This window comes from Anoxybacillus suryakundensis (genome assembly GCF_001418025.1).
Lineage (GTDB): Bacteria > Bacillota > Bacilli > Bacillales > Anoxybacillaceae > Anoxybacillus > Anoxybacillus tengchongensis.
This window is the reverse complement of the sequence record NZ_LIOK01000019.1, coordinates 18,853-39,537: the sequence shown is the minus strand read 5'-3', so window position 1 is coordinate 39,537 and position 20,685 is coordinate 18,853. Positions and strand designations below refer to the sequence as shown.

At 39.8% G+C, this 20,685-nt stretch carries 23 protein-coding genes and 2 tRNA genes; all 25 read left to right on the top strand.

What is annotated here, in order from left to right:
• The first annotated feature begins 9 nt into the window (after window positions 1–9).
• Complete coding sequence (locus ASC42_RS11565) at window positions 10–1,203, top strand: resuscitation-promoting factor (protein ID WP_055441878.1); 1,194 nt, start codon at window positions 10–12, stop codon at window positions 1,201–1,203.
• A gap of 61 nt (window positions 1,204–1,264) precedes the next feature.
• Entirely contained in the window at window positions 1,265–1,837 is a 573-nt protein-coding gene (rnmV, locus tag ASC42_RS11560; protein ID WP_055441877.1) for a ribonuclease M5, read from the top strand.
• Entirely contained in the window at window positions 1,830–2,717 is an 888-nt protein-coding gene (gene rsmA / locus ASC42_RS11555) for a 16S rRNA (adenine(1518)-N(6)/adenine(1519)-N(6))-dimethyltransferase RsmA (RefSeq protein ID WP_055441876.1), read from the top strand. Before rnmV ends, rsmA begins: the two co-directional genes overlap by 8 nt.
• Window positions 2,718–2,790: 73 nt before the next feature.
• Entirely contained in the window at window positions 2,791–3,669 is an 879-nt protein-coding gene (yabG, locus tag ASC42_RS11550; RefSeq protein WP_055441875.1) for a sporulation peptidase YabG, read from the top strand.
• 201 nt (window positions 3,670–3,870) lie between these two features.
• A complete protein-coding gene (veg, locus tag ASC42_RS11545; RefSeq protein WP_055441874.1) occupies window positions 3,871–4,140 on the top strand; it encodes a biofilm formation stimulator Veg in 270 nt (89 codons plus the stop codon).
• Window positions 4,141–4,267: 127 nt separating this feature from the next.
• Window positions 4,268–5,134 carry a 4-(cytidine 5'-diphospho)-2-C-methyl-D-erythritol kinase gene (gene ispE, locus ASC42_RS11540; RefSeq protein WP_055441873.1) on the top strand — a complete coding sequence of 289 codons (867 nt, stop codon included), beginning with the start codon at window positions 4,268–4,270 and terminating at the stop codon, window positions 5,132–5,134.
• A 12-nt stretch (window positions 5,135–5,146) separates the two neighbouring features.
• Complete coding sequence (gene purR, locus ASC42_RS11535; RefSeq protein WP_032101710.1) at window positions 5,147–5,971, top strand: pur operon repressor; 825 nt, start codon at window positions 5,147–5,149, stop codon at window positions 5,969–5,971.
• A 33-nt stretch (window positions 5,972–6,004) separates the two neighbouring features.
• Window positions 6,005–6,385 (top strand): RidA family protein, encoded by a 381-nt coding sequence (locus ASC42_RS11530; protein WP_032101709.1) that lies wholly within the window; start codon window positions 6,005–6,007, stop codon window positions 6,383–6,385.
• An 89-nt stretch (window positions 6,386–6,474) separates the two neighbouring features.
• A complete protein-coding gene (spoVG, locus tag ASC42_RS11525; RefSeq protein WP_003398210.1) occupies window positions 6,475–6,765 on the top strand; it encodes a septation regulator SpoVG in 291 nt (96 codons plus the stop codon).
• 185 nt (window positions 6,766–6,950) lie between these two features.
• On the top strand, window positions 6,951–8,327 hold the full coding sequence (gene glmU / locus ASC42_RS11520) for a bifunctional UDP-N-acetylglucosamine diphosphorylase/glucosamine-1-phosphate N-acetyltransferase GlmU (RefSeq protein WP_055441872.1): 1,377 nt from the start codon (window positions 6,951–6,953) through the stop codon (window positions 8,325–8,327).
• Window positions 8,328–8,344: 17 nt separating this feature from the next.
• On the top strand, window positions 8,345–9,295 hold the full coding sequence (locus ASC42_RS11515; RefSeq protein WP_035021116.1) for a ribose-phosphate diphosphokinase: 951 nt from the start codon (window positions 8,345–8,347) through the stop codon (window positions 9,293–9,295).
• Between the two features lie 56 nt (window positions 9,296–9,351).
• Entirely contained in the window at window positions 9,352–9,978 is a 627-nt protein-coding gene (locus ASC42_RS11510; protein ID WP_072242743.1) for a 50S ribosomal protein L25/general stress protein Ctc, read from the top strand.
• A 57-nt stretch (window positions 9,979–10,035) separates the two neighbouring features.
• Window positions 10,036–10,599, top strand: coding sequence for an aminoacyl-tRNA hydrolase (pth, locus tag ASC42_RS11505; RefSeq protein ID WP_055441871.1), 564 nt, complete (start codon window positions 10,036–10,038; stop codon window positions 10,597–10,599).
• A 66-nt stretch (window positions 10,600–10,665) separates the two neighbouring features.
• Window positions 10,666–10,896 (top strand): anti-sigma-F factor Fin, encoded by a 231-nt coding sequence (gene fin, locus ASC42_RS11500; protein ID WP_055441870.1) that lies wholly within the window; start codon window positions 10,666–10,668, stop codon window positions 10,894–10,896.
• 57 nt (window positions 10,897–10,953) lie between these two features.
• Window positions 10,954–14,466, top strand: coding sequence for a transcription-repair coupling factor (gene mfd, locus ASC42_RS11495; protein ID WP_055441869.1), 3,513 nt, complete (start codon window positions 10,954–10,956; stop codon window positions 14,464–14,466).
• Between the two features lie 195 nt (window positions 14,467–14,661).
• The gene (spoVT, locus tag ASC42_RS11490; protein WP_032101702.1) at window positions 14,662–15,198 is read left to right on the top strand and encodes a stage V sporulation protein T; all 537 of its coding nucleotides are present in this window, start codon (window positions 14,662–14,664) and stop codon (window positions 15,196–15,198) included.
• 63 nt (window positions 15,199–15,261) lie between these two features.
• Window positions 15,262–16,818 (top strand): putative polysaccharide biosynthesis protein, encoded by a 1,557-nt coding sequence (locus tag ASC42_RS11485; RefSeq protein ID WP_055441868.1) that lies wholly within the window; start codon window positions 15,262–15,264, stop codon window positions 16,816–16,818.
• A 2-nt stretch (window positions 16,819–16,820) separates the two neighbouring features.
• Entirely contained in the window at window positions 16,821–18,272 is a 1,452-nt protein-coding gene (gene yabN, locus ASC42_RS11480; RefSeq protein WP_055441867.1) for a bifunctional methyltransferase/pyrophosphohydrolase YabN, read from the top strand.
• A gap of 1 nt (window position 18,273) precedes the next feature.
• Complete coding sequence (locus tag ASC42_RS11475) at window positions 18,274–18,531, top strand: RNA-binding S4 domain-containing protein (protein ID WP_032101700.1); 258 nt, start codon at window positions 18,274–18,276, stop codon at window positions 18,529–18,531.
• A gap of 66 nt (window positions 18,532–18,597) precedes the next feature.
• On the top strand, window positions 18,598–18,891 hold the full coding sequence (yabP, locus tag ASC42_RS11470) for a sporulation protein YabP (protein ID WP_055441866.1): 294 nt from the start codon (window positions 18,598–18,600) through the stop codon (window positions 18,889–18,891).
• An 8-nt stretch (window positions 18,892–18,899) separates the two neighbouring features.
• The gene (gene yabQ / locus ASC42_RS11465; protein WP_245191202.1) at window positions 18,900–19,496 is read left to right on the top strand and encodes a spore cortex biosynthesis protein YabQ; all 597 of its coding nucleotides are present in this window, start codon (window positions 18,900–18,902) and stop codon (window positions 19,494–19,496) included.
• Window positions 19,497–19,518: 22 nt separating this feature from the next.
• On the top strand, window positions 19,519–19,890 hold the full coding sequence (locus ASC42_RS11460; RefSeq protein ID WP_055441864.1) for an FtsB family cell division protein: 372 nt from the start codon (window positions 19,519–19,521) through the stop codon (window positions 19,888–19,890).
• 94 nt (window positions 19,891–19,984) lie between these two features.
• Window positions 19,985–20,377 carry a S1 domain-containing RNA-binding protein gene (locus ASC42_RS11455; RefSeq protein WP_006323664.1) on the top strand — a complete coding sequence of 131 codons (393 nt, stop codon included), beginning with the start codon at window positions 19,985–19,987 and terminating at the stop codon, window positions 20,375–20,377.
• 134 nt (window positions 20,378–20,511) lie between these two features.
• Window positions 20,512–20,588: transfer RNA gene (locus tag ASC42_RS11450), tRNA-Met, on the top strand.
• A 12-nt stretch (window positions 20,589–20,600) separates the two neighbouring features.
• Window positions 20,601–20,672: transfer RNA gene (locus tag ASC42_RS11445), tRNA-Glu, on the top strand.
• The last annotated feature ends 13 nt before the right edge of the window (window positions 20,673–20,685 follow it).

The following is a 20,685-nucleotide window of genomic DNA, read 5'->3' as shown; positions in this document are numbered from 1 at the left end:
GTTTTTATTTTGATTACGTATGTAAAAACATTATTGCAATCAGCATCAAAGAAGAAGATTGCGCTAGCTACAGGGGGATTTTTGGCTCTATGTAGCATGACAGGATATGCGAGTTATGAATGGACAAAAGATACAGTCACGTTATATACGAATGGAAAAGAGCAAAAAGTGCGTACACACGCCAATACAGTTGCTGAGTTATTGAAAGAACAAAATATTAAGTTAAAACAAGAAGATGCTATCTCCCCTTCCCCACAAACAAAAATTGTTGATCATTTGACTGTCAAATGGGAAGCCAGCAAGCCGATTGTACTCATTGTTGATGGGGTAGAAAAGAAATTAAGAACGACGGCTAAAACTGTCAAGGATGTATTGCATATTCAACAAATCGAACTTCGTGATTACGATCAAGTATCACCGAACGTTCATGAACAAGTGCAAGAAAACATGAAGATTGTAGTAAGCAAAGCATTTCCAATTACATTAAATGACGGCGGCAAACAACAACAAGTTTGGTCTACTTCGACTACGGTCGCTGACTTTTTAGCTAAACAGCATATCACATTGCGGGAGATGGATCGCGTTCAACCCAAATTGAATGAAATGATTCAACCAAACACAAAAATAAACATTGTTCGAGTTGAAAAAGTCACCGATGTAGTGGAAGAACCAGTAAATTATACAGTTGTGAAAAAGAAAGACGCACAACTAGAAAAAGGTAAGCAAAAGGTAATTAGCGAAGGAGAAAAAGGGCTTGTCGCTAAGCAATATGAAGTTATTCTAAAAAACGGAAAAGAAGTATCGCGAAAGCTTATTAAAACAGAGACGATCAAGCCAAGCAAAAATCGTATTGTTGCGATTGGAACGAAACCAGCTCCGAAAATATTAGCTTCTCGTGGAGGTAATGAAGCGGCTGAGGAACTTTACGTGATTGCTACAGCGTACACAGCATATTGTGGTGGATGCTCTGGTACAACGGCAACGGGTGTCAACTTGCGTTCAAATCCAAACGCAAAAGTGATTGCGGTTGATCCGCGGGTCATTCCGCTTGGAACGAAAGTATACGTAGAAGGATATGGATACGCTGTTGCAGCCGATACAGGTGCAAATGTGAAGGGATATAAAATCGACGTATTTTTCCCAGATCAATCAGCTGCATATCGCTGGGGAACGAAACGTGTGAAAATAAAAATTATAAAATAACGACAGAGGATTTCACGATCCTCTGTTTTTTTCGTTATAATGGGTGAAGAACGACTGAAAGATGGAGGATTTTATGAAAATTAAGGAAATTATCGTTGTCGAAGGGCGCGATGATACAGTAGCGATTCGTCGTGCGGTAGATGCTGATACGATTGAAACGAATGGAGCAGCCATTAATGATGAAACGATCGAGCGTATTCGTTTAGCACAACAACAGCGCGGGGTGATTATTTTTACGGATCCTGATTATCCGGGTGAAAAAATTCGGAAAACAATTGCTGAACGTGTTCCGGGATGCAAACATGCATTTTTAACGCGTGAAGAAGCGCGAGGGAAACACGGTAAAGGTCTAGGGGTTGAGCATGCTTCTGTTGAAGCGATCCGCACAGCGCTATTAAGCGTGTATGAAGAAATGATTGATCCGAAAGAAGAAATTTCATTCCAACAGCTTGTCGATGCAGGATTAATTGGTGGTCCACTAGCACGCGCTCGCCGTGAACGGTTAGGACAATTATTAAAAATCGGATATACAAACGGAAAACAGCTGCATAAACGGTTACAAATGTTTCAAATTTCAAAAGAACAATTTATAGAAGCGATGAAGCACGTCATGCAGGAGGAACAACATGTATAAAGATATTGCTACACCGACTCGCACGAAAGAAATTTTAGAGAAATATGGGTTTTCGTTCAAAAAAAGTCTTGGGCAAAATTTTTTGATTGAGCCAAATATTTTACATCGTATCGTCGATTTTGCTGAGCTTTCTGAGCGAACAGGTGTCATTGAAATTGGACCGGGAATCGGGGCGCTTACAGAGCAACTAGCGCGACGAGCGAAAAAAGTAGTCGCATTTGAAATTGATCAACGGCTTCTTCCCATTTTAGCTGATACGCTTTCTCCATATCCGAACGTGTCCATTATTCATCAAGATGTTTTAAAAGCAGATGTGCAACAAGTTATTGCAGAACAATTTATGGATGTTGACGATATTATGGTTGTTGCTAATTTACCGTATTACGTCACAACACCGATCATTATGAAACTGTTGACTGATCGTCTACCTATTCGCGGTATGGTCGTTATGTTACAAAAAGAGGTAGCCGAGCGCATGGCAGCAAAACCAGGAACGAAAGATTATGGTTCTTTGACGGTTGCTGTGCAATATTATACACAAGCTGAAACAGTGATGCATGTGCCACGAACTGTATTTATGCCAAAACCGAATGTGGACTCTGCAGTCATTCGGTTATTGAAGCGCGAACAACCTGCTGTCTCTGTTATAAATGAAGATTTTTTCTTTATGGTCGTTCGTGCGAGTTTTGGACAACGGCGGAAAACGATTTTAAATAATTTAATGAGCCAATTGCCAAACGGCAAGGAGAAAAAAGTACAAATTGAAAAAGCTCTTGAAAATGCTCGTATTGATCCAAAACGTAGAGGAGAGACGCTCAACATTGCTGAATTTGCTACATTAAGCGAACAACTATATCACATTTTTTATCAAGAGGCATAACGCCTCTTTTTTTACACGTTCTATCCTTTCGTTGCATATGTTACAAACAAAACAGACGAAAGGGCGGACGTGTATGATTCAAGTTGGGGACATTGTTGCGCGGAAATCGTATGAATGTGATGTTTTGTTTCGAGTTATTGATATTAAAGAACAAGAGGGAGAAAAAGAAGCGATCTTATATGGAGAAGATGTTCGACTCATAGCTGATGCTCCTTTTTCCGATTTAGTTGTTATTGATGAACGTGAAAAAAAGAGACGGAAAGAAGAAGAAAAACAACATATTGAGCAATGTTACAAATTGTTGCGTCAAGATTATCGTTTGTTACGAGAAAAAAGCGAATATGAATCAACAGGTGGATACGAAGTAAAAATGGATTTTTTTCAACTTCCTGGCCGAGTGCTTCATATAGACGGTGATCCGCTTTATTTACGAAAATGTATGCAGTTGTATGAGCGAATTGGAGTTCCGGTATATGGTGTCCATTGCCATGAAACAGACATGCCTGATCGCATTATTCCACTACTTGAACAAGTTCGTCCTGATATTTTAGTTGTAACTGGGCATGATGCGTATTCAAAATCAAAAGGAGCGATCGATGATTTAAAAGCGTATCGTCATTCGAAATATTTCGTACAGACGGTGAAGCAGGCCCGAAAAAAAATCCCGAATCTCGACCAACTTGTGATTTTCGCTGGAGCGTGTCAATCTCATTTTGAATCACTTATTCGAGCAGGTGCTAACTTTGCAAGCTCCCCTGCGCGTGTCAATATTCATGCACTTGACCCTGTATATATCGTTTCACGCATTAGCTTCACTCCTTTTATGGATCGTGTCAACGTATGGGATGTGCTACGAAATACATTAACGGGGGAGAAGGGACTGGGCGGTGTTGAAACGCGAGGCGTCTTGCGAACGGGAATGCCATTTCGGACGATAGATGAGCAAACATAACATACTTCTTGTCTTTTTGCCATCGTGGTAAAAAGACAAGAATATCATTTTATTTTTTAACACTTTTTGTACATAATTTTTTTATTATTGTCCATAATAAAGACAAAAGTATTGACATAAAATATTCTTTGTTGATATAATTCTTATTTTTTGACTTATTACATTTCGTTTGTTATACTACTTAATAGTGAGGTGGATACGATGGGAAAAACATTGTCGGAAATTAAAAAAGTGTTGGATTCGAATCTCGGTAAAAGATTGACGTTAAAAGCGAACGGTGGGCGTCGAAAGACAGTCGAGCGTTGCGGCGTGTTAGCCCAAACATATCCGTCCGTATTTGTTGTTGAACTGGATCAAGAAGAAAACGCTTTTGAACGTGTATCATATAGTTATGCAGATGTGTTGACGGAAACGGTACAGCTGACATTTTTAGATGATGAACAAGTAGCGATGAGCAGCTCACATTCATGATGGTTAAGGAGGCGACCAATATCGGTGGTCTCTTTTTTTATGTGTATGGAAAAGGTACGTATTTGTTCACTATTTTTTGTGGTAAAATGTCGATAGGAGTTTGAAGTCGGAAAAGTAGGTGAACAGTTTGAGGTTGTTAGTGAAAGCACCAGCGAAAATTAATTTATCTCTAGATGTGTTACATAAGCGTTCAGACGGTTACCATGAAGTAAATATGGTGATGACAACGATTGATTTAGCTGACCGTGTGGAGTTAACGGATTTGTATAGTGATACGATTCAAATTATTTCACACAATCGCTTTGTACCAGATGATGAACGAAATTTAGCATATCAAGCAGCTAAACTTCTGAAAGAAAAGCTAGGTGTTCGTCGTGGTGTGGCGATTTCTATCACGAAACATATTCCTGTTGCGGCAGGTCTTGCAGGTGGAAGTAGCGATGCAGCGGCAACGTTGCGCGGTTTGAATAAACTTTGGGGACTAGGTTTAAGTTTAGACGAACTTGCAGAAATTGGAGCGGAGATCGGATCGGATGTTCCGTTTTGCGTATATGGGGGGACAGCGGTTGCGAGAGGACGTGGGGAAAAAATTGAGCATATTCCGGCCCCCCCACCGTGTTGGGTCATTTTAGCAAAACCAACAATCGGTGTATCAACAGCAGATGTATACCGAAATTTACAATTACAATCTGTTCATCATCCAGATGTAGATGGTATGGTTGCGGCGATTAAAGAGAAAAATTATGAAAAAATTTGTGCGCTTGCTGGGAACGTTTTAGAAAGTGTTACATTAAACATGCATCCTAAAGTAGCGCAAATTAAAGAACAAATGAAACGTTTTGGTGCAGATGTATCGTTAATGAGTGGAAGCGGACCAACCGTATTTGGACTTATTCAACACGATTCACGTTTACAACGAGTATATAACGGTTTGCGCGGTTTTTGTGAACAAGTATATGCTGTTCGATTAATTGGAGAAAGACACGAACAATAAGGAGGTTATTACATGAAATTAAGGCGGAGTAGTCGGCTTGTAGATATGACGCATTATTTGCTTTACCATCCACATCAGCTCGTCCCGCTTACCTTTTTTGCGGAACGATACGGATCAGCGAAATCGTCAATTAGCGAAGATTTGGCTATTATTAAGCAGACATTTGAACAACAAGGGATCGGTTTGTTGCGCACGCTTCCTGGGGCAGCAGGGGGAGTACAATACGTACCGAAAATGTCAGAAGCAGAAGCGAAACAATTTATTCAACAATTATGTACACGCCTAGCAGATCCCGATCGTTTATTGCCAGGAGGTTATTTATATATGACTGATCTACTTGGTGATACGCGCATCGTTAACCAAATTGGACGATTATATGCTTCTGCGTTTGCGCATGAACAAATTGATTTTGTTGTGACAGTTGCAACAAAAGGGATTCCCCTAGCCTATGCTGTTGCGAGCTTTTTAAATGTACCTGTCGTCATTATTCGTCGCGACAGTAAAGTGACGGAAGGGTCAATGGTCAGTATCAATTACGTATCTGGTTCATCGAAACGTATTCAAACGATGGTGCTATCGAAGCGAAGTTTAAAAGAAGGAGCCAACGTATTAATTGTAGATGACTTTATGAAAGCGGGCGGAACGATTAATGGCATGATTAGTTTGCTTGCAGAATTTCGCGCCAATGTTGTTGGTATTGGTGTGCTCGTTGAGTCGGAAGAAGCAGAAGAACGACTTGTCGATGAATACGTTTCCCTTGTGAAACTGACATCGGTTAATGTGAAAGAAAAACAAATTACAGTAGAAGAAGGAAACTACTTTCATTTTGTCAAATAAATAAAACGACTTTTACATACAGGAGGAAGAGGCATGAAAGTTGTACACACAAATCAAGCTCCACAAGCGATTGGACCATACTCACAAGGCATTATTGTTAACAACATGTTTTACAGCTCTGGTCAAATTGCTTTAACACCAGAAGGAGAGATGGTACAAGGAGATATTCAAGCACAAACGCATCAAGTGTTCAAAAATTTACAAGCAGTGCTTGAAGCAGCAGGAGCGTCCTTAGAAACGGTTGTGAAAACAACAGTATTTTTAAAAGACATGAACGATTTTGCGGCGATGAATGAAGTATATGGACAATATTTTTGTAATCATAAACCAGCGCGTTCTGCTGTTGAAGTTGCGCGCTTACCGAAAGATGCGTTAATTGAAATTGAAGTGGTTGCACTTGTCAAACAATCGTAAAAAAATTTTTTTCATGTTAGCAGGAAAATAAAAAACAGTGTGGAATAAATTCACTTAAGTTCTTATATAGGGAAAAGGTGGTGAACAGAATGGAAGTAACTGACGTGAGATTACGCCGCGTGAATACCGAAGGACGTATGAGAGCGATTGCCTCGATTACGTTGGATCATGAATTCGTCGTTCATGATATCCGTGTGATTGAAGGCAATAACGGCTTGTTTGTCGCTATGCCAAGCAAGCGTACTCCTGACGGGGAATTCCGTGACATCGCTCATCCAATTAACTCAACAACCCGCGGGAAAATCCAAGAGGCTGTTTTAGCTGAATATCACCGTGCTGGTGAGTTGGAAAAAGAGCTTGAAGAAGCAGGTGCTTCGTAATCATAAGAAAGGACCCTTTCGCTTAAAAAAGGGTCCTTTTTATATGAAAAATCATGTTTACTCTATTCGTAAAGAACATATGATGAAAATGATGAATTTTTTTGGTAGATGACAATGTTTCCTTGAAATACATACATAATTGATATATATTCAATATGGATAAAGAGAGGTATGGAGGCCTTACGATGAAACGATATGCGATCATTTTAGCGGCTGGGCAGGGGACGCGTATGCGTTCAAAGCTGTATAAAGTGTTGCACCCTGTCTGTGGCAAGCCGATGGTACAACATGTAGTGGATGCGATTTCTACATTGCATGTAGATCGACTAATTACCGTTGTTGGTTTTGGAGCAGAACGAGTGAAAGAACAGCTTGGCAATCAAAGTGAATATGTCATTCAAGAACAACAGCTTGGGACGGCGCATGCCGTAATGCAAGCAGCACCTCATTTAGCTGATAAAGATGGTGTGACTCTCGTTGTTTGCGGGGATACACCATTGATCACCTCAGAAACGATGGAAGCGCTTTTACATCATCATCTGCAAACGAAAGCGAAAGCAACGATTTTAACCGCCCTTGCAGAAGATCCAACAGGATATGGTCGCATCGTCCGTAATAAAGATGGACATGTTGAAAAAATTGTAGAACATAAAGACGCAACAGAAGAAGAGCGAAAGATTCGAGAAATTAATACAGGGACGTATTGTTTCGATAATCGTGCATTATTTGAAGCGCTTACGAAAGTATCAAATGACAATGCGCAAGGAGAATATTACTTACCAGATGTGATCGAAATTTTGAAAAAACAAGGCGAAATCATTTCAGCATATGAAACACCGATGTTTGAAGAAACGCTAGGTGTAAATGACCGCATTGCGCTTGCACAAGCAGAAAAAATTATGCGGGCGCGCATTCATCGCAAACATATGGCAAATGGTGTGACAATCATCGATCCTGAGCATACGTATATAGCACCTGATGTAAGCATTGGACAGGATACAATCATTTATCCAGGGACATGGATTGAGGGGCATACGGTGATCGGTGAAAACTGCATGATCGGACCGAATAGTGAAATTAAAAATAGCCGTATTGGTCATAACACATCGATTCGGCATTCGGTTGTACATGATAGTGAAGTAGGGTCAGACGTAACGATCGGCCCATTTGCTCATATTCGTCCACTATCTAAAATTGGTGATGATGTAAGAATTGGAAATTTCGTTGAGATTAAAAAAGCGACGTTTGGGAATAGAAGTAAAGCATCGCATTTAAGCTATATTGGAGATGCTGAGGTAGGTGCGGATGTCAACATTGGCTGTGGAACCATTACAGTAAATTATGACGGTATGAATAAATACGTGACAAAAATTGAAGATGGCGCGTTTATTGGCTGTAATTCGAATTTGATTGCTCCTGTTGTAGTAGGAAGTGGGGCGTATGTAGCGGCCGGCTCAACAATTACCGACGATGTACCAAGCCAAGCTCTAGCTATTGCTCGTGCTCGACAAACAAATAAAGAACATTATGTTGAACGTCTACAGGCGAAGAAAAAATCCTAATGGAGGTTTATTGACCCATGTCTCAGTATTTGAATTCGAATTTAAAGTTATTTTCGTTAAATTCTAATCCGATCTTAGCTCAAGAAATCGCAAAAGTAATTGGTGTAGAATTAGGAAAGTGCTCTGTTTCTCGTTTTAGTGATGGGGAAATTCAAATTAACATTGAGGAAAGCATTCGGGGATGCGATGTTTATGTTATTCAATCAACAAGCGCTCCTGTGAATGAGCATTTAATGGAGTTACTTATTATGATAGATGCATTAAAGCGAGCATCTGCTAAAACAATAAACATTGTTATGCCGTACTACGGATATGCTCGTCAAGATCGCAAAGCGCGTTCTCGTGAGCCGATTACGGCAAAATTAGTTGCTAATTTGTTAGAAACAGCTGGTGCGTCTCGCGTCATTACGCTTGATTTGCACGCGCCGCAAATTCAAGGATTTTTTGATATTCCAATCGATCATTTAATGGGAGTTCCGATTTTAGCAGATTACTTTAAAGAAAAGCAGCTTGATGATATCGTTATCGTTTCTCCAGACCATGGTGGCGTGACGCGTGCACGGAAAATGGCAGATCGTTTAAAAGCACCGATTGCCATTATTGACAAGCGTCGTCCAAAACCAAATGTAGCAGAAGTTATGAACATTATTGGGAATGTACAAGGAAAAACAACGATTTTAGTGGACGATATTATTGATACAGCTGGTACAATTACTTTAGCAGCAAATGCATTAGCTGAGCATGGGGCAAAAGAAGTGTATGCGTGTTGTACGCACCCAGTTTTATCAGGTCCAGCGATTGAACGAATCCAAAACTCGAAAATTAAAGAACTTGTTGTCACGAATACAATTGCTATTCCTGAAGAAAAGAAAACGAATAAAATTGTTGAACTGTCCGTTGCTCCTCTTATCGGTGAAGCAATTATTCGCGTACACGAAGAACAATCGATTAGCGCGTTGTTCGATTAATGATGTTTAGACCTTCCTATTTTAGGGGAAGCTATGAGCGATTCTAAAATAGGAAGGTGATTTCATTGTTACAACTTCAATTACGTTCAGATCATCGACGCTCTTATGTAAAACAAATGCGAAAACAAGGTCATATTCCGGCCGTTTTGTACGGAAAAACGACGAATAGCCAACCGATTTTTGTTGATGCGGCTGAGTTTTTGAAGCAGTTGCGGGCTACAGGTGGCACCGGCCTTTTAGACGCAAAAATAAATGATAATCATATTCGCATTATCATTCGTGATATGCAAAAACATCCGATTCGCCATGATATTATTCATATTGACTTTTTAGCTGTTGATGCAAAAACAGAAATAGATGTTGACGTTCCTATTCATCTCATTGGTGAAGCAGCTGGCGTCAAAGATGGGGGCGTATTGCAACAGGCGATGCATCAATTGTCCATTCGAGCATTACCGTCAAACATCCCGCCATCCATTGATGTAGATATAACGAATTTGCAAGTAGGCGATGTTATTACAGTTTCACATATTCAAACAAACGGTGCTTATAAAATTAATCACGATCCGACAGAAGTAATTGCGTCCATCTTGCCACCAAAACAAGAAGAAGAAATTCATAGCGGTGAGGAACAAGAGCCGGGAAAACCAGAATCGGAAGAAGGACGGGAAACAACGCCGTGACGGACGTAGCCATCATTGGTTACGTCTTTTGCAGTATGGAGAGAAGGAGCAGGGGAAATGGCAAAACTGTTTGTTGGTTTAGGTAATCCAGGGAAAGAATACGAGCAAACGAGACATAATGTAGGGTTTATGGTGATTGACGAGCTCGCCCGTCGCTGGGGGCTCGTGCTTAATCAAACAAAGTTCCAAGGTATACTTGCAAGTGGCATCGTTTTAGGTGAAAAGGTTATATTATGCAAACCGCTTACATATATGAACTTATCGGGCGAATGTGTTCGACCGTTGGTGGATTATTATGATATTGGTGTCGATGAAGTCATTGTCATTTATGACGATTTAGATTTGCCAACCGGAACGGTTCGCTTGCGTCCAAAGGGAAGCGCCGGCGGTCATAATGGCATGAAATCACTTATTCATCACTTGAAAACAGAGCAATTTAAACGCATTCGCATTGGCATCGATCGACCGAAAAACGGCATGAAAGTGAGCGATTATGTATTAGGCCGATGGACAGAGGAAGAGAAAATACAAATCGAGCAAGCTATTCAGAAGGCGGCGGATGCGTGCGAACGGTCGTTGCAAATTCCGTTTGTGCAAGTGATGAACGAATTTAACAAGTAATGAATAATTCCCGACTAAATGGTTCAAAATGTATTCGATTAAAACAACCATTTAGGAGGGGCAAGTATGGCATTACACTATTATTGCCGACACTGTGGCGTGAAAATTGGAACCATTGATGCACTCGAGCTAGAGAGTGAGCAATTGGGCTTTCATCGACTAACAGAAGAAGAAAGATTAGATATGATCCAATATATTCCTACAGGGGAAATTTATGTTAAGACGATTTGCGAAGATTGTCAAGAGGCGTTAGATCGGAATCCGGATCTTCATCAATATGAAAAATTTATTCAATGATTGGCTTTGGGGCACCCAAAGCATTTTTGTATTTATGTTTGGAGAGGAGGGAATTTTTTGCAAGGGTTACGACAATATTTTATCAACCATGCGGACATGCAATCGGTTGCGGAAGGGATTCGCAATGGATTAAAGGAGCAGCTTGTCACCGGTTTATCTGGCTCTGCTCGTTCTGTTTTCATTTCTTCTTTATACGAAAACACTGAGCGTCCTATATGTATTGTGACGCACAATTTATTTCAAGCGCAAAAAATATATGACGATCTCATTCAATTAATTGATGAAGAAGAAGTGTTTCTTTATCCTGTCAACGAATTAATTGCAGCTGAATTAGCTGTAGCTAGTCCAGAATTACGGGCGCAACGCTTAGAAGTGTTAAACTATTGGTGTGAACGAAAAAAAGGAATCGTCATTGCTCCTATTGCTGCGCTTCGACGACTATTGCCACCGAAAGATGTATGGCAACGTTATCAACTTCATTTTCGCGTCGGTGAGCAAATGGATGTGGAACATTGTTTGAAACAATTTGTTGCAATGGGATATGAGCGTGTATCTGTTGTTTCGACTCCTGGGGAATTTAGCGTCCGAGGGGGCATTATTGATATTTATCCGCTTACAGCCGATCTTCCTTATCGTATTGAACTATTTGACGTAGAGATCGAGTCGATTCGGACGTTTTCAGTCGACGATCAACGTTCATTTGCTGAAATGGACGAAATATTAATCGGACCGGCAACAGAATTGATCGTTGAACAACAAAATATAAATCAGGCGATTCAACAGTTACAGGCACAATTTCATGATACGCTGCAACATATTCACGATGAAAAAACGAAAAATCGTTTATTTGAACATGTGTCGTTTGAATTAGAGCAGTTGAAAAACGGGAAATCAATTGAAGAAATGTACAAATATTTCTCACTCTTCTATCCTTCGGCTGCAAGTTTGCTAGATTATATTCCGGAGCACGGTGTTGTTGTCATTGATGAAATGAGTCGCATTCAAGAAGTAGCAGAAAAATTGGAGCAAGAAGAGGCAGAATGGTACACAAATTTATTAGAGGAAGGAAAAATTGTGCAAAGTGTCTCGATTTCTCATTCGTTCCCAGAAGTATTGCAAAAACGGATGAGATCAACGATTTATTTATCTTTATTTTTACGTCATATTCCATACACGCATCCCCAAAACGTTGTTAATGTATCTTGTAAACAAATGCAAGTGTTTTATAGTCAGATGCAATTGTTGAAGGCAGAAATCGAGCGATGGCAAAAAGGGAATTATGCTGTTGTATTACTAGCAGGAGATGAAGAACGAGCGAAAAAACTGAAACAGACGTTAGAAGATTATGAGATTAATGCCGTTCAATTGGGGAAAGACGATGCATTGTTACATGGGAAATGTCAAATTGTTCCGTCTAGTTTAGCTGCAGGTTTTGAATTGCCGATGCAAAAACTGGCCGTCATTACAGAAGAAGAGCTATTTAAAAAGCGAATGAAGCGTCCTTTGCGGCGTCAAAAGTTGTCGAACGCCGAACGAATTAAAAGTTATACAGATTTAAAAGTCGGTGACTATGTCGTTCATGTTAATCATGGGATCGGAAAATACTTAGGAATCGAAACGTTAGAGATTAACGGCATTCATAAAGATTACATTCATATTCAATATCAAGGGAATGATACGTTATATGTTCCTGTTGATCAAATGGACCTCGTTCAAAAATATGTTGGTTCAGAAGGAAAAGAGCCGAAAATTTATAAATTAGGTGGAACAGAGTGGAAGAAAGTAAAAAAGAAAGTCGAGTCATCTGTTCAAGATATTGCCGAAGATTTAATGAAGTTATATGCCGAGCGCGAAGCGAGCAAAGGGTATGCGTTTTCACCTGACAATGAAATGCAACGAGAGTTTGAAGCAGCGTTTCCATATCAAGAAACAGAAGATCAGCTTCGATCAATTCGTGAAATTAAACGCGATATGGAAAGCGAACGTCCGATGGATCGGTTGTTATGTGGAGATGTTGGTTACGGAAAAACAGAAGTTGCGTTGCGAGCAGCATTTAAAGCGATTATGGATGGAAAACAAGTTGCATTTCTCGTACCAACGACAATTTTAGCGCAACAACATTACGAAACAGTTCGTGAACGTTTTCAGGGTTATCCGATTAACATCGGTTTATTAAGCCGTTTCCGTACGAAAAAACAACAGGCGGAAACGATTCAAGGCTTAAAAGACGGCACGATTGATATGGTTATTGGAACACATCGGCTTTTATCTAAAGACGTATCATTTAAAGATTTAGGTTTATTAATTATTGACGAAGAACAACGATTCGGTGTTGCTCATAAAGAAAAAATTAAACAACTAAAAACAAATATCGACGTATTAACATTAACCGCTACACCGATCCCGCGTACGTTGCATATGTCGCTTATCGGTGTCCGCGATTTATCTGTCATCGAAACACCTCCGGAAAATCGTTTTCCTGTACAAACATATGTGATGGAATATAGCCCGATCATTGTGCGAGAAGCGATTGAACGCGAAATGGCGCGCGGAGGACAAGTGTTTTTTCTTTATAATCGCATTGAAGACATTGATCGGAAGGCAGAAGAAATTTCAGCGCTCGTACCTGATGCTCGCGTGACATATGCGCACGGAAGAATGTCCGAACATGAACTCGAATCGGTCATGCTTGCGTTTTTAGAAGGTCAGTATGATGTATTAGTGAGCACGACGATCATCGAAACAGGTGTTGACATTCCAAATGTGAATACGTTGATCGTTTATGATGCAGATAAAATGGGTCTTTCCCAACTATATCAATTGCGAGGGCGTGTAGGACGTTCTAATCGCATTGCTTATGCATATTTTACTTACCGAAAAGATAAGGTGTTGAATGAAGTAGCAGAAAAACGATTGCAAGCCATTAAAGAGTTTACAGAGCTAGGATCCGGTTTTAAAATCGCGATGCGCGACTTATCCATTCGTGGTGCAGGAAACTTACTAGGGGCACAACAACATGGATTTATTGATTCCGTCGGTTTTGAGCTTTATTCTCAAATGTTGAAAGAAGCGATTGAAGAACGACGAGGAACGAAGCAAGAAAAGCCGTTTGAAGTGGAGATCGATTTAGAAATAGATGCGTATATCCCAGAGCATTACATTACAAACGAACAACAAAAAATCGAGATGTATAAGAGATTTCGTGGGCTTGATTCGTTAGAAGAGCTCGAGCAATTACGGGAAGAAATGTTAGATCGCTTCGGTGATTATCCGGACGAAGTGGCCTATTTATTCCAAATTGCCGAAATAAAAATATACGCGAAACAGCATCTCATTCAGTCCATTAAGCAGACGAAGCAAGAAATTACAATTTTATTTTCACAAGAAACGACAAAACAAATTGATGTCAGTCAATTGTTTAAGCTCGGCGAGCCGTATGGCAGAGATGTTGGTTTCGGCATGGATGGAGATTGCTTCAAAATTGTCGTTCATGTAAAAGGAATGAAACCGCAACAATGGTTAATGATCGTTTATGAGTTGCTAAAAGGGTTAAAATATGCTAAAAAATAATTGATTGCTTCATGTTTATTGTTTATAAATAAGTGGCAATGATGAAGATGGGGGATTTTCACTTTTTAAAAAAAATCCCCCTTCACTGTGTATATAACTTCGCTTGTGACGGATACTAATCACAACAATGGTGAATTATTCAACTGCTTCACCAGTGCCATTTTTAATCACTAGATGAAAGCGAGGCATCGATAGATGAAAGCAACAGGTATTGTTCGACGAATCGATGATTTAGGACGAGTTGTAATTCCGAAAGAAATTCGCAGAACACTTCGCATCCGTGAAGGAGACCCGCTTGAAATATTTGTTGACCGAGATGGCGAGGTCATTTTGAAAAAGTATTCGCCGATTAGTGAGCTAGGTGATTTTGCAAAAGAGTACGCTGAGGCTCTTTTTGACAGTTTAGGACAACCTGTTCTTATTTGTGATCGCGATGTATTTATTGCCGTAGCAGGCGGATCGAAAAAGGAGTATTTAAATAGAAGCGTAAGTGAGCTTGTTGAGAAAGTGATGGAAGATCGTCAGTCTATTTTGCATACAGAAGAAAAAAGTGTATCATTTGCCCAAGGTCATGAGGAACATATGAAATCATACGTGGTTGCACCAATTATTGCTGGAGGAGATCCAATCGGAGCAGTCATTATTTTCTCGAAAGATAAGACGCTTGGTGAAGTAGAGCATAAAGCAGCAGAAACTGCGGCGAGTTTCCTTGCTCGGCAAATGGAACAATAAAGGTAGCATCTCGCTACCTTTTTTTGATGTATAATTATATGTAATCGAAAAAAGGTGAAGTATATGGAAAAAAGGGATTGGTTGCGCGGTGCACTTGTGTTGACGGTCGCTGCCTTATTTACAAAAATATTAAGTGCTTTTTACCGAATTCCGTATCAAAATATTGTAGGCGATATTGGATTTTATATTTATCAACAAGTTTACCCCTTTTATGGCATTTTTATCGCCTTGTCAACGTATGGTTATCCAGTTGCGATTTCAAAACTTATTGCTGAAAATAAACAATCAACATATACGTTTGCTGTCGTCCGGCTTTCTTTTTATTTTTTATCATGTATGAGCGTTATTATGTTTTCTATTCTTTATTTTGGGGCTTCATCGCTAGCGATGGTCATGGGGGATCACCAATTAGCTTCGCTCATTCGAGCCATTTCATTTGCCTTTTTATTTCTCCCGTTTACTTCTGTTTCTCGAGGATATTTTCAAGGGGTAGGGGAGATGGTTCCGACAGCTGTTTCACAAGTAGTGGAACAATTCGTACGTGTGTTTTTTATTTTATTCCTTTCTTCCCTTTTGCTTCATCGTGGATTTACCGTTTATGAAGCAGGGGCTGGGGCGATGGTTGGTTCACTTATGGGGAGTTTTGCTGCCCTCGTTGTACTCGTTGCATATATGTTGCGAAAGCGAATGAATGTTCATACCCGGCTATGGCTTCCAAGAAAAGAAAAAAGAAAAGTTCTTTTATTTTTAGCCGTTCACGGAGTGACGATTTGTTTAGCAAATATGGTACTTATTTTGATTCAGCTCGTCGATTCATTTTCCCTTTTACCTTTATTACAACAAGCCGGCTTGCATGAGCTAGCTAAAACGGCGAAGGGGATTTATGATCGCGGTCAACCATTTATTCAACTTGGGACTGTAGCGGCCACATCTTTTTCATTAGCGCTTGTGCCGATGTTATCGAGCGAACAAAAGGAACGTCATGCAATATATACGGCTGTTCGCTTGGCGTTTGTCATCGGAATGGGGGCTGCAGTTGGTTTAGTTTGTATATTAAAACAAGCGAATATGATGTTGTTTAAAGATCATGTTGGTGCAATCGAACTGACGATTTTATCTATTTCTATTCTTTTTACTTCTTTAACATTAACGTTTATTGCTATTTTGCAGGGACTTGGAGATGTATTTCGCCCGCTTTTCGTCGTTTGTATCGGCATGATAGCAAAATGGTTGCTAAATGTCGTGTTCGTTCCTTTATGGCATACAATCGGAGCAGCTGTAGCGACATTTATTGCATATGTTGTCATGTGCGCCATCGCCTTTTTTTATGTACAAAAGCGAATGTCTCGTCCTCTGCTTTCGCGTTCTATAATCATTCAAACGATAAAGGCTGCAATGATGATGGCAATAGTTTTAGCTGGATATATCATATTGACGAACGAGTTGCCAGTTTATCAAGGGCGCTTATTTTCGTCATTTCAAGCGGTCATTGGCGTTTTTATCGGGGCGTTTGTTTATATTATAATGATCGTTAAAAAAGAAGTTTTTGCGGAAAACGACTTATTAGCTTTTCCGTTTGGGCGTTATTTAATAAATATGAAACAAAGAAAGGCTGGATAGTCATGGGTACAATTACAATCGTCGGTCTTGGGGCAGGAGATATAGACCAGTTGTCTTTCGGGGTGTACCGTACACTAAAGCAGGCGAATCGCATCTTTTTACGAACAAAAGATCATCCTGTTGTCGCACAACTAGAGGAGGAAGGAATACACGTTCAATCGTTTGACGAGATGTATGAAAAATATGATCAGTTTGAACAAGTATACGAACATATTGTGGAATATTTATGTGAAGAAGTGAAAAAAGGGGATGTTGTATACGCTGTTCCAGGACATCCGCTTGTTGCTGAGCGCACAGTAAAGCTATTGCTTGAAAAACAAGATCATATTTCTGTTCGTGTAGAGGGTGGACAAAGTTTTCTTGATGCGTTATTTACCGCTGTTCGTCTCGATCCGATTGAAGGGTTTCAATTCATTGATGCTACTTCGTTTCAACCGGACGAAATTCAATTAAGAAATCATATCATTTTTTGCCAAGTATATGATTCATTTATTGCTTCTGATGTAAAATTAGCCTTATTAGAGAAATTACCACACGATTATCCGGTTTTTATTATTTATGCGGCAGGAAGCAAGCAAGAACGCATCGAAAAAGTGCCACTATACGAACTAGATCGGGTTATAACCGTAAGCAATTTAACGAGTGTTTATGTGCCAAAAGTAGATGATGATGAGTTGTTATATCATGATTTTACTACGTTAAGACGTGTGATCGCGACGTTGCGTGGGCCTAACGGTTGCCCTTGGGATCGGAAACAGACGCACGAATCGCTGAAAAAGTATTTGCTTGAGGAAACGTATGAGCTTCTTGATGCGATTGATCGGCAAGATGATGAAAATATGATTGAAGAGCTTGGCGATGTATTATTGCAAGTTATGCTTCATGCCCAAATTGGCGAAGATGAAGGAATGTTTTCGATTGATGATGTCATCCGATCTATTACAGAAAAAATGATTCGCCGTCATCCGCATGTATTTGGAGATGTTCATGTCGAGCATGCGGAACAGGTCGTACGTAACTGGGAAGCAATTAAGCAAGCAGAAAAGGAACATATATTCCATTCATTGCTTGACGATGTTGCCAAGGCGTTACCAGGTACGTTGCGCGCATATGAATATCAAAAAAGAGCCGCAACAGTTGGGTTTGACTGGTCGGAAGTAGAGTCGATGTGGCTGAAAGTGGAAGAAGAAATGAATGAAGTAAAGCAAGAAGCTCATCACATGGATGAACAAAGACTAAAAGTAGAATTCGGGGATTTACTATTTGCGTTGATCAATGTATGCCGATATTATAAAGTAAATCCTGAAGAAGCGTTAGCGATGGCGAACGAAAAATTTTATCGTCGCTTTCAATATATAGAAAAGAAAATGAAACAGTTAGGAAAAGAATGGAATACATATTCGTTAGACCAATTAGATGAAATATGGGAAGAAGCGAAAAGGGAGGGGCTGTAATATGCGACTCGATAAGTTTTTGAAAGTTTCTCGGCTCATTAAAAGGAGAACATTAGCAAAAGAAGTCGCTGATCAAGGGCGTGTATTTATTAACGGTCAGCAAGCGAAAGCAAGTTCAACAGTAAAAATAGGCGATGAAATTATGATTCAATTTGGCCAAAAACATGTGACAGTGAAAGTGGTTGAATTGCAAGAACATGCCAAAAAAGAAGATGCGAGTGCGCTATATGAAATTGTAAAAGAAGAGCGAGTACAATAGCTTGTTCTAAACTATTTCTCCCCCTCATACACTTGTACAAACGATCGTTGTGAGGGGGAGACGTTGATGACTCAAAACATGGGAAGTAAAGGGCCGATTCAAGAACACGACATTATCATGCGCAGTCGGCGCACGTTAGAAATTACCGGTGTAAAACAAGTAGAAAGTTTCGATAACGAAGAATTTTTACTAGAAACGGTAATGGGTTTTTTGTCTGTGAAAGGGCAAAATTTGCAAATGAAAAACTTAGATGTAGACAAAGGAATTGTCTCAATTAAAGGTAAAATTTTTGAAATCATTTATTTAGACGAGCATCATGCGGAGAAAGCTAAAGGATTCTTTAGCAAGTTGTTTAAATGAGTTTGCATATGCAGTTTACAACTTTGCTTGCGATGATCGGAACCGGAATGATCATTGGGGCATGCTTTGACACATACGCGCACATATTCAATCGTTCCGAGCGTCATCGGTTCATCGTATGGATTGCAGACATTCTTTTTTGGGTCGTGCAAGCGTTATATGTATTTTACACATTATTAGTCATTAACAATGGGCAAGTTCGCTTGTACATTTTTTTTTCCATATTATGTGGATATGCTACTTATCAAGCTTTATTCCAACGTATGTACGTTCGTTTGTTGCAAAAAATTATTCACATTTTTGTAACGTTATATCGTCTAATCGTCCGAATGTTTTATTATATCATCATCCTTCCGCTCCGACTTCTTTACCGTTTTTGTATTTTTTTATTCATCACTACTTGTCATGTTGTTTTGTCAGTTGGTAAAATTTTATATAAAGTAATCTATGGATGTATACAATTTTTATTGCGACCATTTATATGGATCGGACGTTTCATTTGGAAAAGAACTCCTTTTCGCTTTCAAGCAGCTGTAGGTCGTTTCTTTCATATGGGAAAAGGGTTTTTATTGAAAGTAGCGAATACATTTAGAAAAAAAGGGTAATGAAAGAAGGAGCGGTGAAAATATGGGCGCCCCACAGAGAAGTAAAGTGAAGAAAATACAAACGTCGTATGTCATTCAACAAGAAAAACAAGAACATAAGAAGGCGCGACGTCGTAAAAAGAAGATGGTGCGTTTTAGTATTGTGGCAACGGTGGCGTTAGCCGCTTCTTCGCTATTTTTATATACGATGATGGTACAATCTTCTGCAATTGATGAACAACTGAAAACGAAAGAACAGTTAGAAGAAAAGTTACGCACGCTGCAACAAGATGAAAAAAGATTGAAAGAAGAAGTCGAAAAATTAAATGATGATAAATATATTGCCGAATTGGCTCGAAAACAATATTTTTTGTCGAAAGAAGGAGAAATCATTTTTATTACTCCTGAGGAGTAAGTAAGATAGGCAGAAGGCTTATTGACACTTGTTTTTTTCATTATGTATAATGAAAGAAACGATTTTTCAGATTTTAAGGAGGAGCACTTTTTTTATGTCAATTGAAGTAGGCAGCAAGTTACAGGGAAAAGTAACGGGCATTACAAAATTTGGAGCGTTTGTTGAGTTACCAGAAGGCGCGACAGGCTTAGTACACATTAGTGAAGTAGCCGACAGCTACGTAAAAGACATCAATGAACATCTTAAAGTAGGCGATGTTGTCGAAGTTCGTGTCATTAATGTTGAGAAGGATGGAAAAATTGGCTTATCGATCAAAAAGGCAAAGGAACAAGCTTCACGTCCGCGCAATAAAGGAAACGATCGCGCTTCAAAAGAAAGCTTTGAGCAGAAAATTAGCCGTTTCTTAAAAGAAAGTGAAGATCGTTTAGCATCCCTTAAACGCCATACCGAATCAAAACGAGGAGGACGTGGTGCTCGACGTGGTTAACTTGCTGCCGAATGGGACATGAGGCAGTTTATACAAGCATCCATTTCGTCAGTGGATGCTTTTTCGTTTGCTTTTTATGAAAAAACTATTGACTTTATCGAAGGAACATAGTAACATTACAAGTGTCGTTGCGTGGCGGCGTAGCTCAGCTGGCTAGAGCGTACGGTTCATACCCGTAAGGTCGGGGGTTCGATTCCCTCCGCCGCTACCAAATTGCATAAGCGGCCCGTTGGTCAAGTGGTTAAGACACCGCCCTTTCACGGCGGTAACACGGGTTCGAATCCCGTACGGGTCATAAAAGCACCAAT

Excerpts from the sequence above, each read along its gene's own strand:
- rnmV (WP_055441877.1), top strand. The coding sequence starts at position 1,265 with ATGGAGGATTTTATGAAAATTAAGGAAATTATCGTTGTCGAAGGGCGC.
- rsmA (WP_055441876.1), top strand. The coding sequence starts at position 1,830 with ATGTATAAAGATATTGCTACACCGACTCGCACGAAAGAAATTTTAGAG.
- yabG (WP_055441875.1), top strand. The coding sequence starts at position 2,791 with ATGATTCAAGTTGGGGACATTGTTGCGCGGAAATCGTATGAATGTGAT.
- veg (WP_055441874.1), top strand. The coding sequence starts at position 3,871 with ATGGGAAAAACATTGTCGGAAATTAAAAAAGTGTTGGATTCGAATCTC.
- purR (WP_032101710.1), top strand. The coding sequence starts at position 5,147 with ATGAAATTAAGGCGGAGTAGTCGGCTTGTAGATATGACGCATTATTTG.
- ASC42_RS11530 (WP_032101709.1), top strand. The coding sequence starts at position 6,005 with ATGAAAGTTGTACACACAAATCAAGCTCCACAAGCGATTGGACCATAC.
- spoVG (WP_003398210.1), top strand. The coding sequence starts at position 6,475 with ATGGAAGTAACTGACGTGAGATTACGCCGCGTGAATACCGAAGGACGT.
- glmU (WP_055441872.1), top strand. The coding sequence starts at position 6,951 with ATGAAACGATATGCGATCATTTTAGCGGCTGGGCAGGGGACGCGTATG.
- ASC42_RS11515 (WP_035021116.1), top strand. The coding sequence starts at position 8,345 with ATGTCTCAGTATTTGAATTCGAATTTAAAGTTATTTTCGTTAAATTCT.
- pth (WP_055441871.1), top strand. The coding sequence starts at position 10,036 with ATGGCAAAACTGTTTGTTGGTTTAGGTAATCCAGGGAAAGAATACGAG.
- fin (WP_055441870.1), top strand. The coding sequence starts at position 10,666 with ATGGCATTACACTATTATTGCCGACACTGTGGCGTGAAAATTGGAACC.
- spoVT (WP_032101702.1), top strand. The coding sequence starts at position 14,662 with ATGAAAGCAACAGGTATTGTTCGACGAATCGATGATTTAGGACGAGTT.
- ASC42_RS11485 (WP_055441868.1), top strand. The coding sequence starts at position 15,262 with ATGGAAAAAAGGGATTGGTTGCGCGGTGCACTTGTGTTGACGGTCGCT.
- yabN (WP_055441867.1), top strand. The coding sequence starts at position 16,821 with ATGGGTACAATTACAATCGTCGGTCTTGGGGCAGGAGATATAGACCAG.
- ASC42_RS11475 (WP_032101700.1), top strand. The coding sequence starts at position 18,274 with ATGCGACTCGATAAGTTTTTGAAAGTTTCTCGGCTCATTAAAAGGAGA.
- yabP (WP_055441866.1), top strand. The coding sequence starts at position 18,598 with ATGACTCAAAACATGGGAAGTAAAGGGCCGATTCAAGAACACGACATT.
- yabQ (WP_245191202.1), top strand. The coding sequence starts at position 18,900 with ATGCAGTTTACAACTTTGCTTGCGATGATCGGAACCGGAATGATCATT.
- ASC42_RS11460 (WP_055441864.1), top strand. The coding sequence starts at position 19,519 with ATGGGCGCCCCACAGAGAAGTAAAGTGAAGAAAATACAAACGTCGTAT.
- ASC42_RS11455 (WP_006323664.1), top strand. The coding sequence starts at position 19,985 with ATGTCAATTGAAGTAGGCAGCAAGTTACAGGGAAAAGTAACGGGCATT.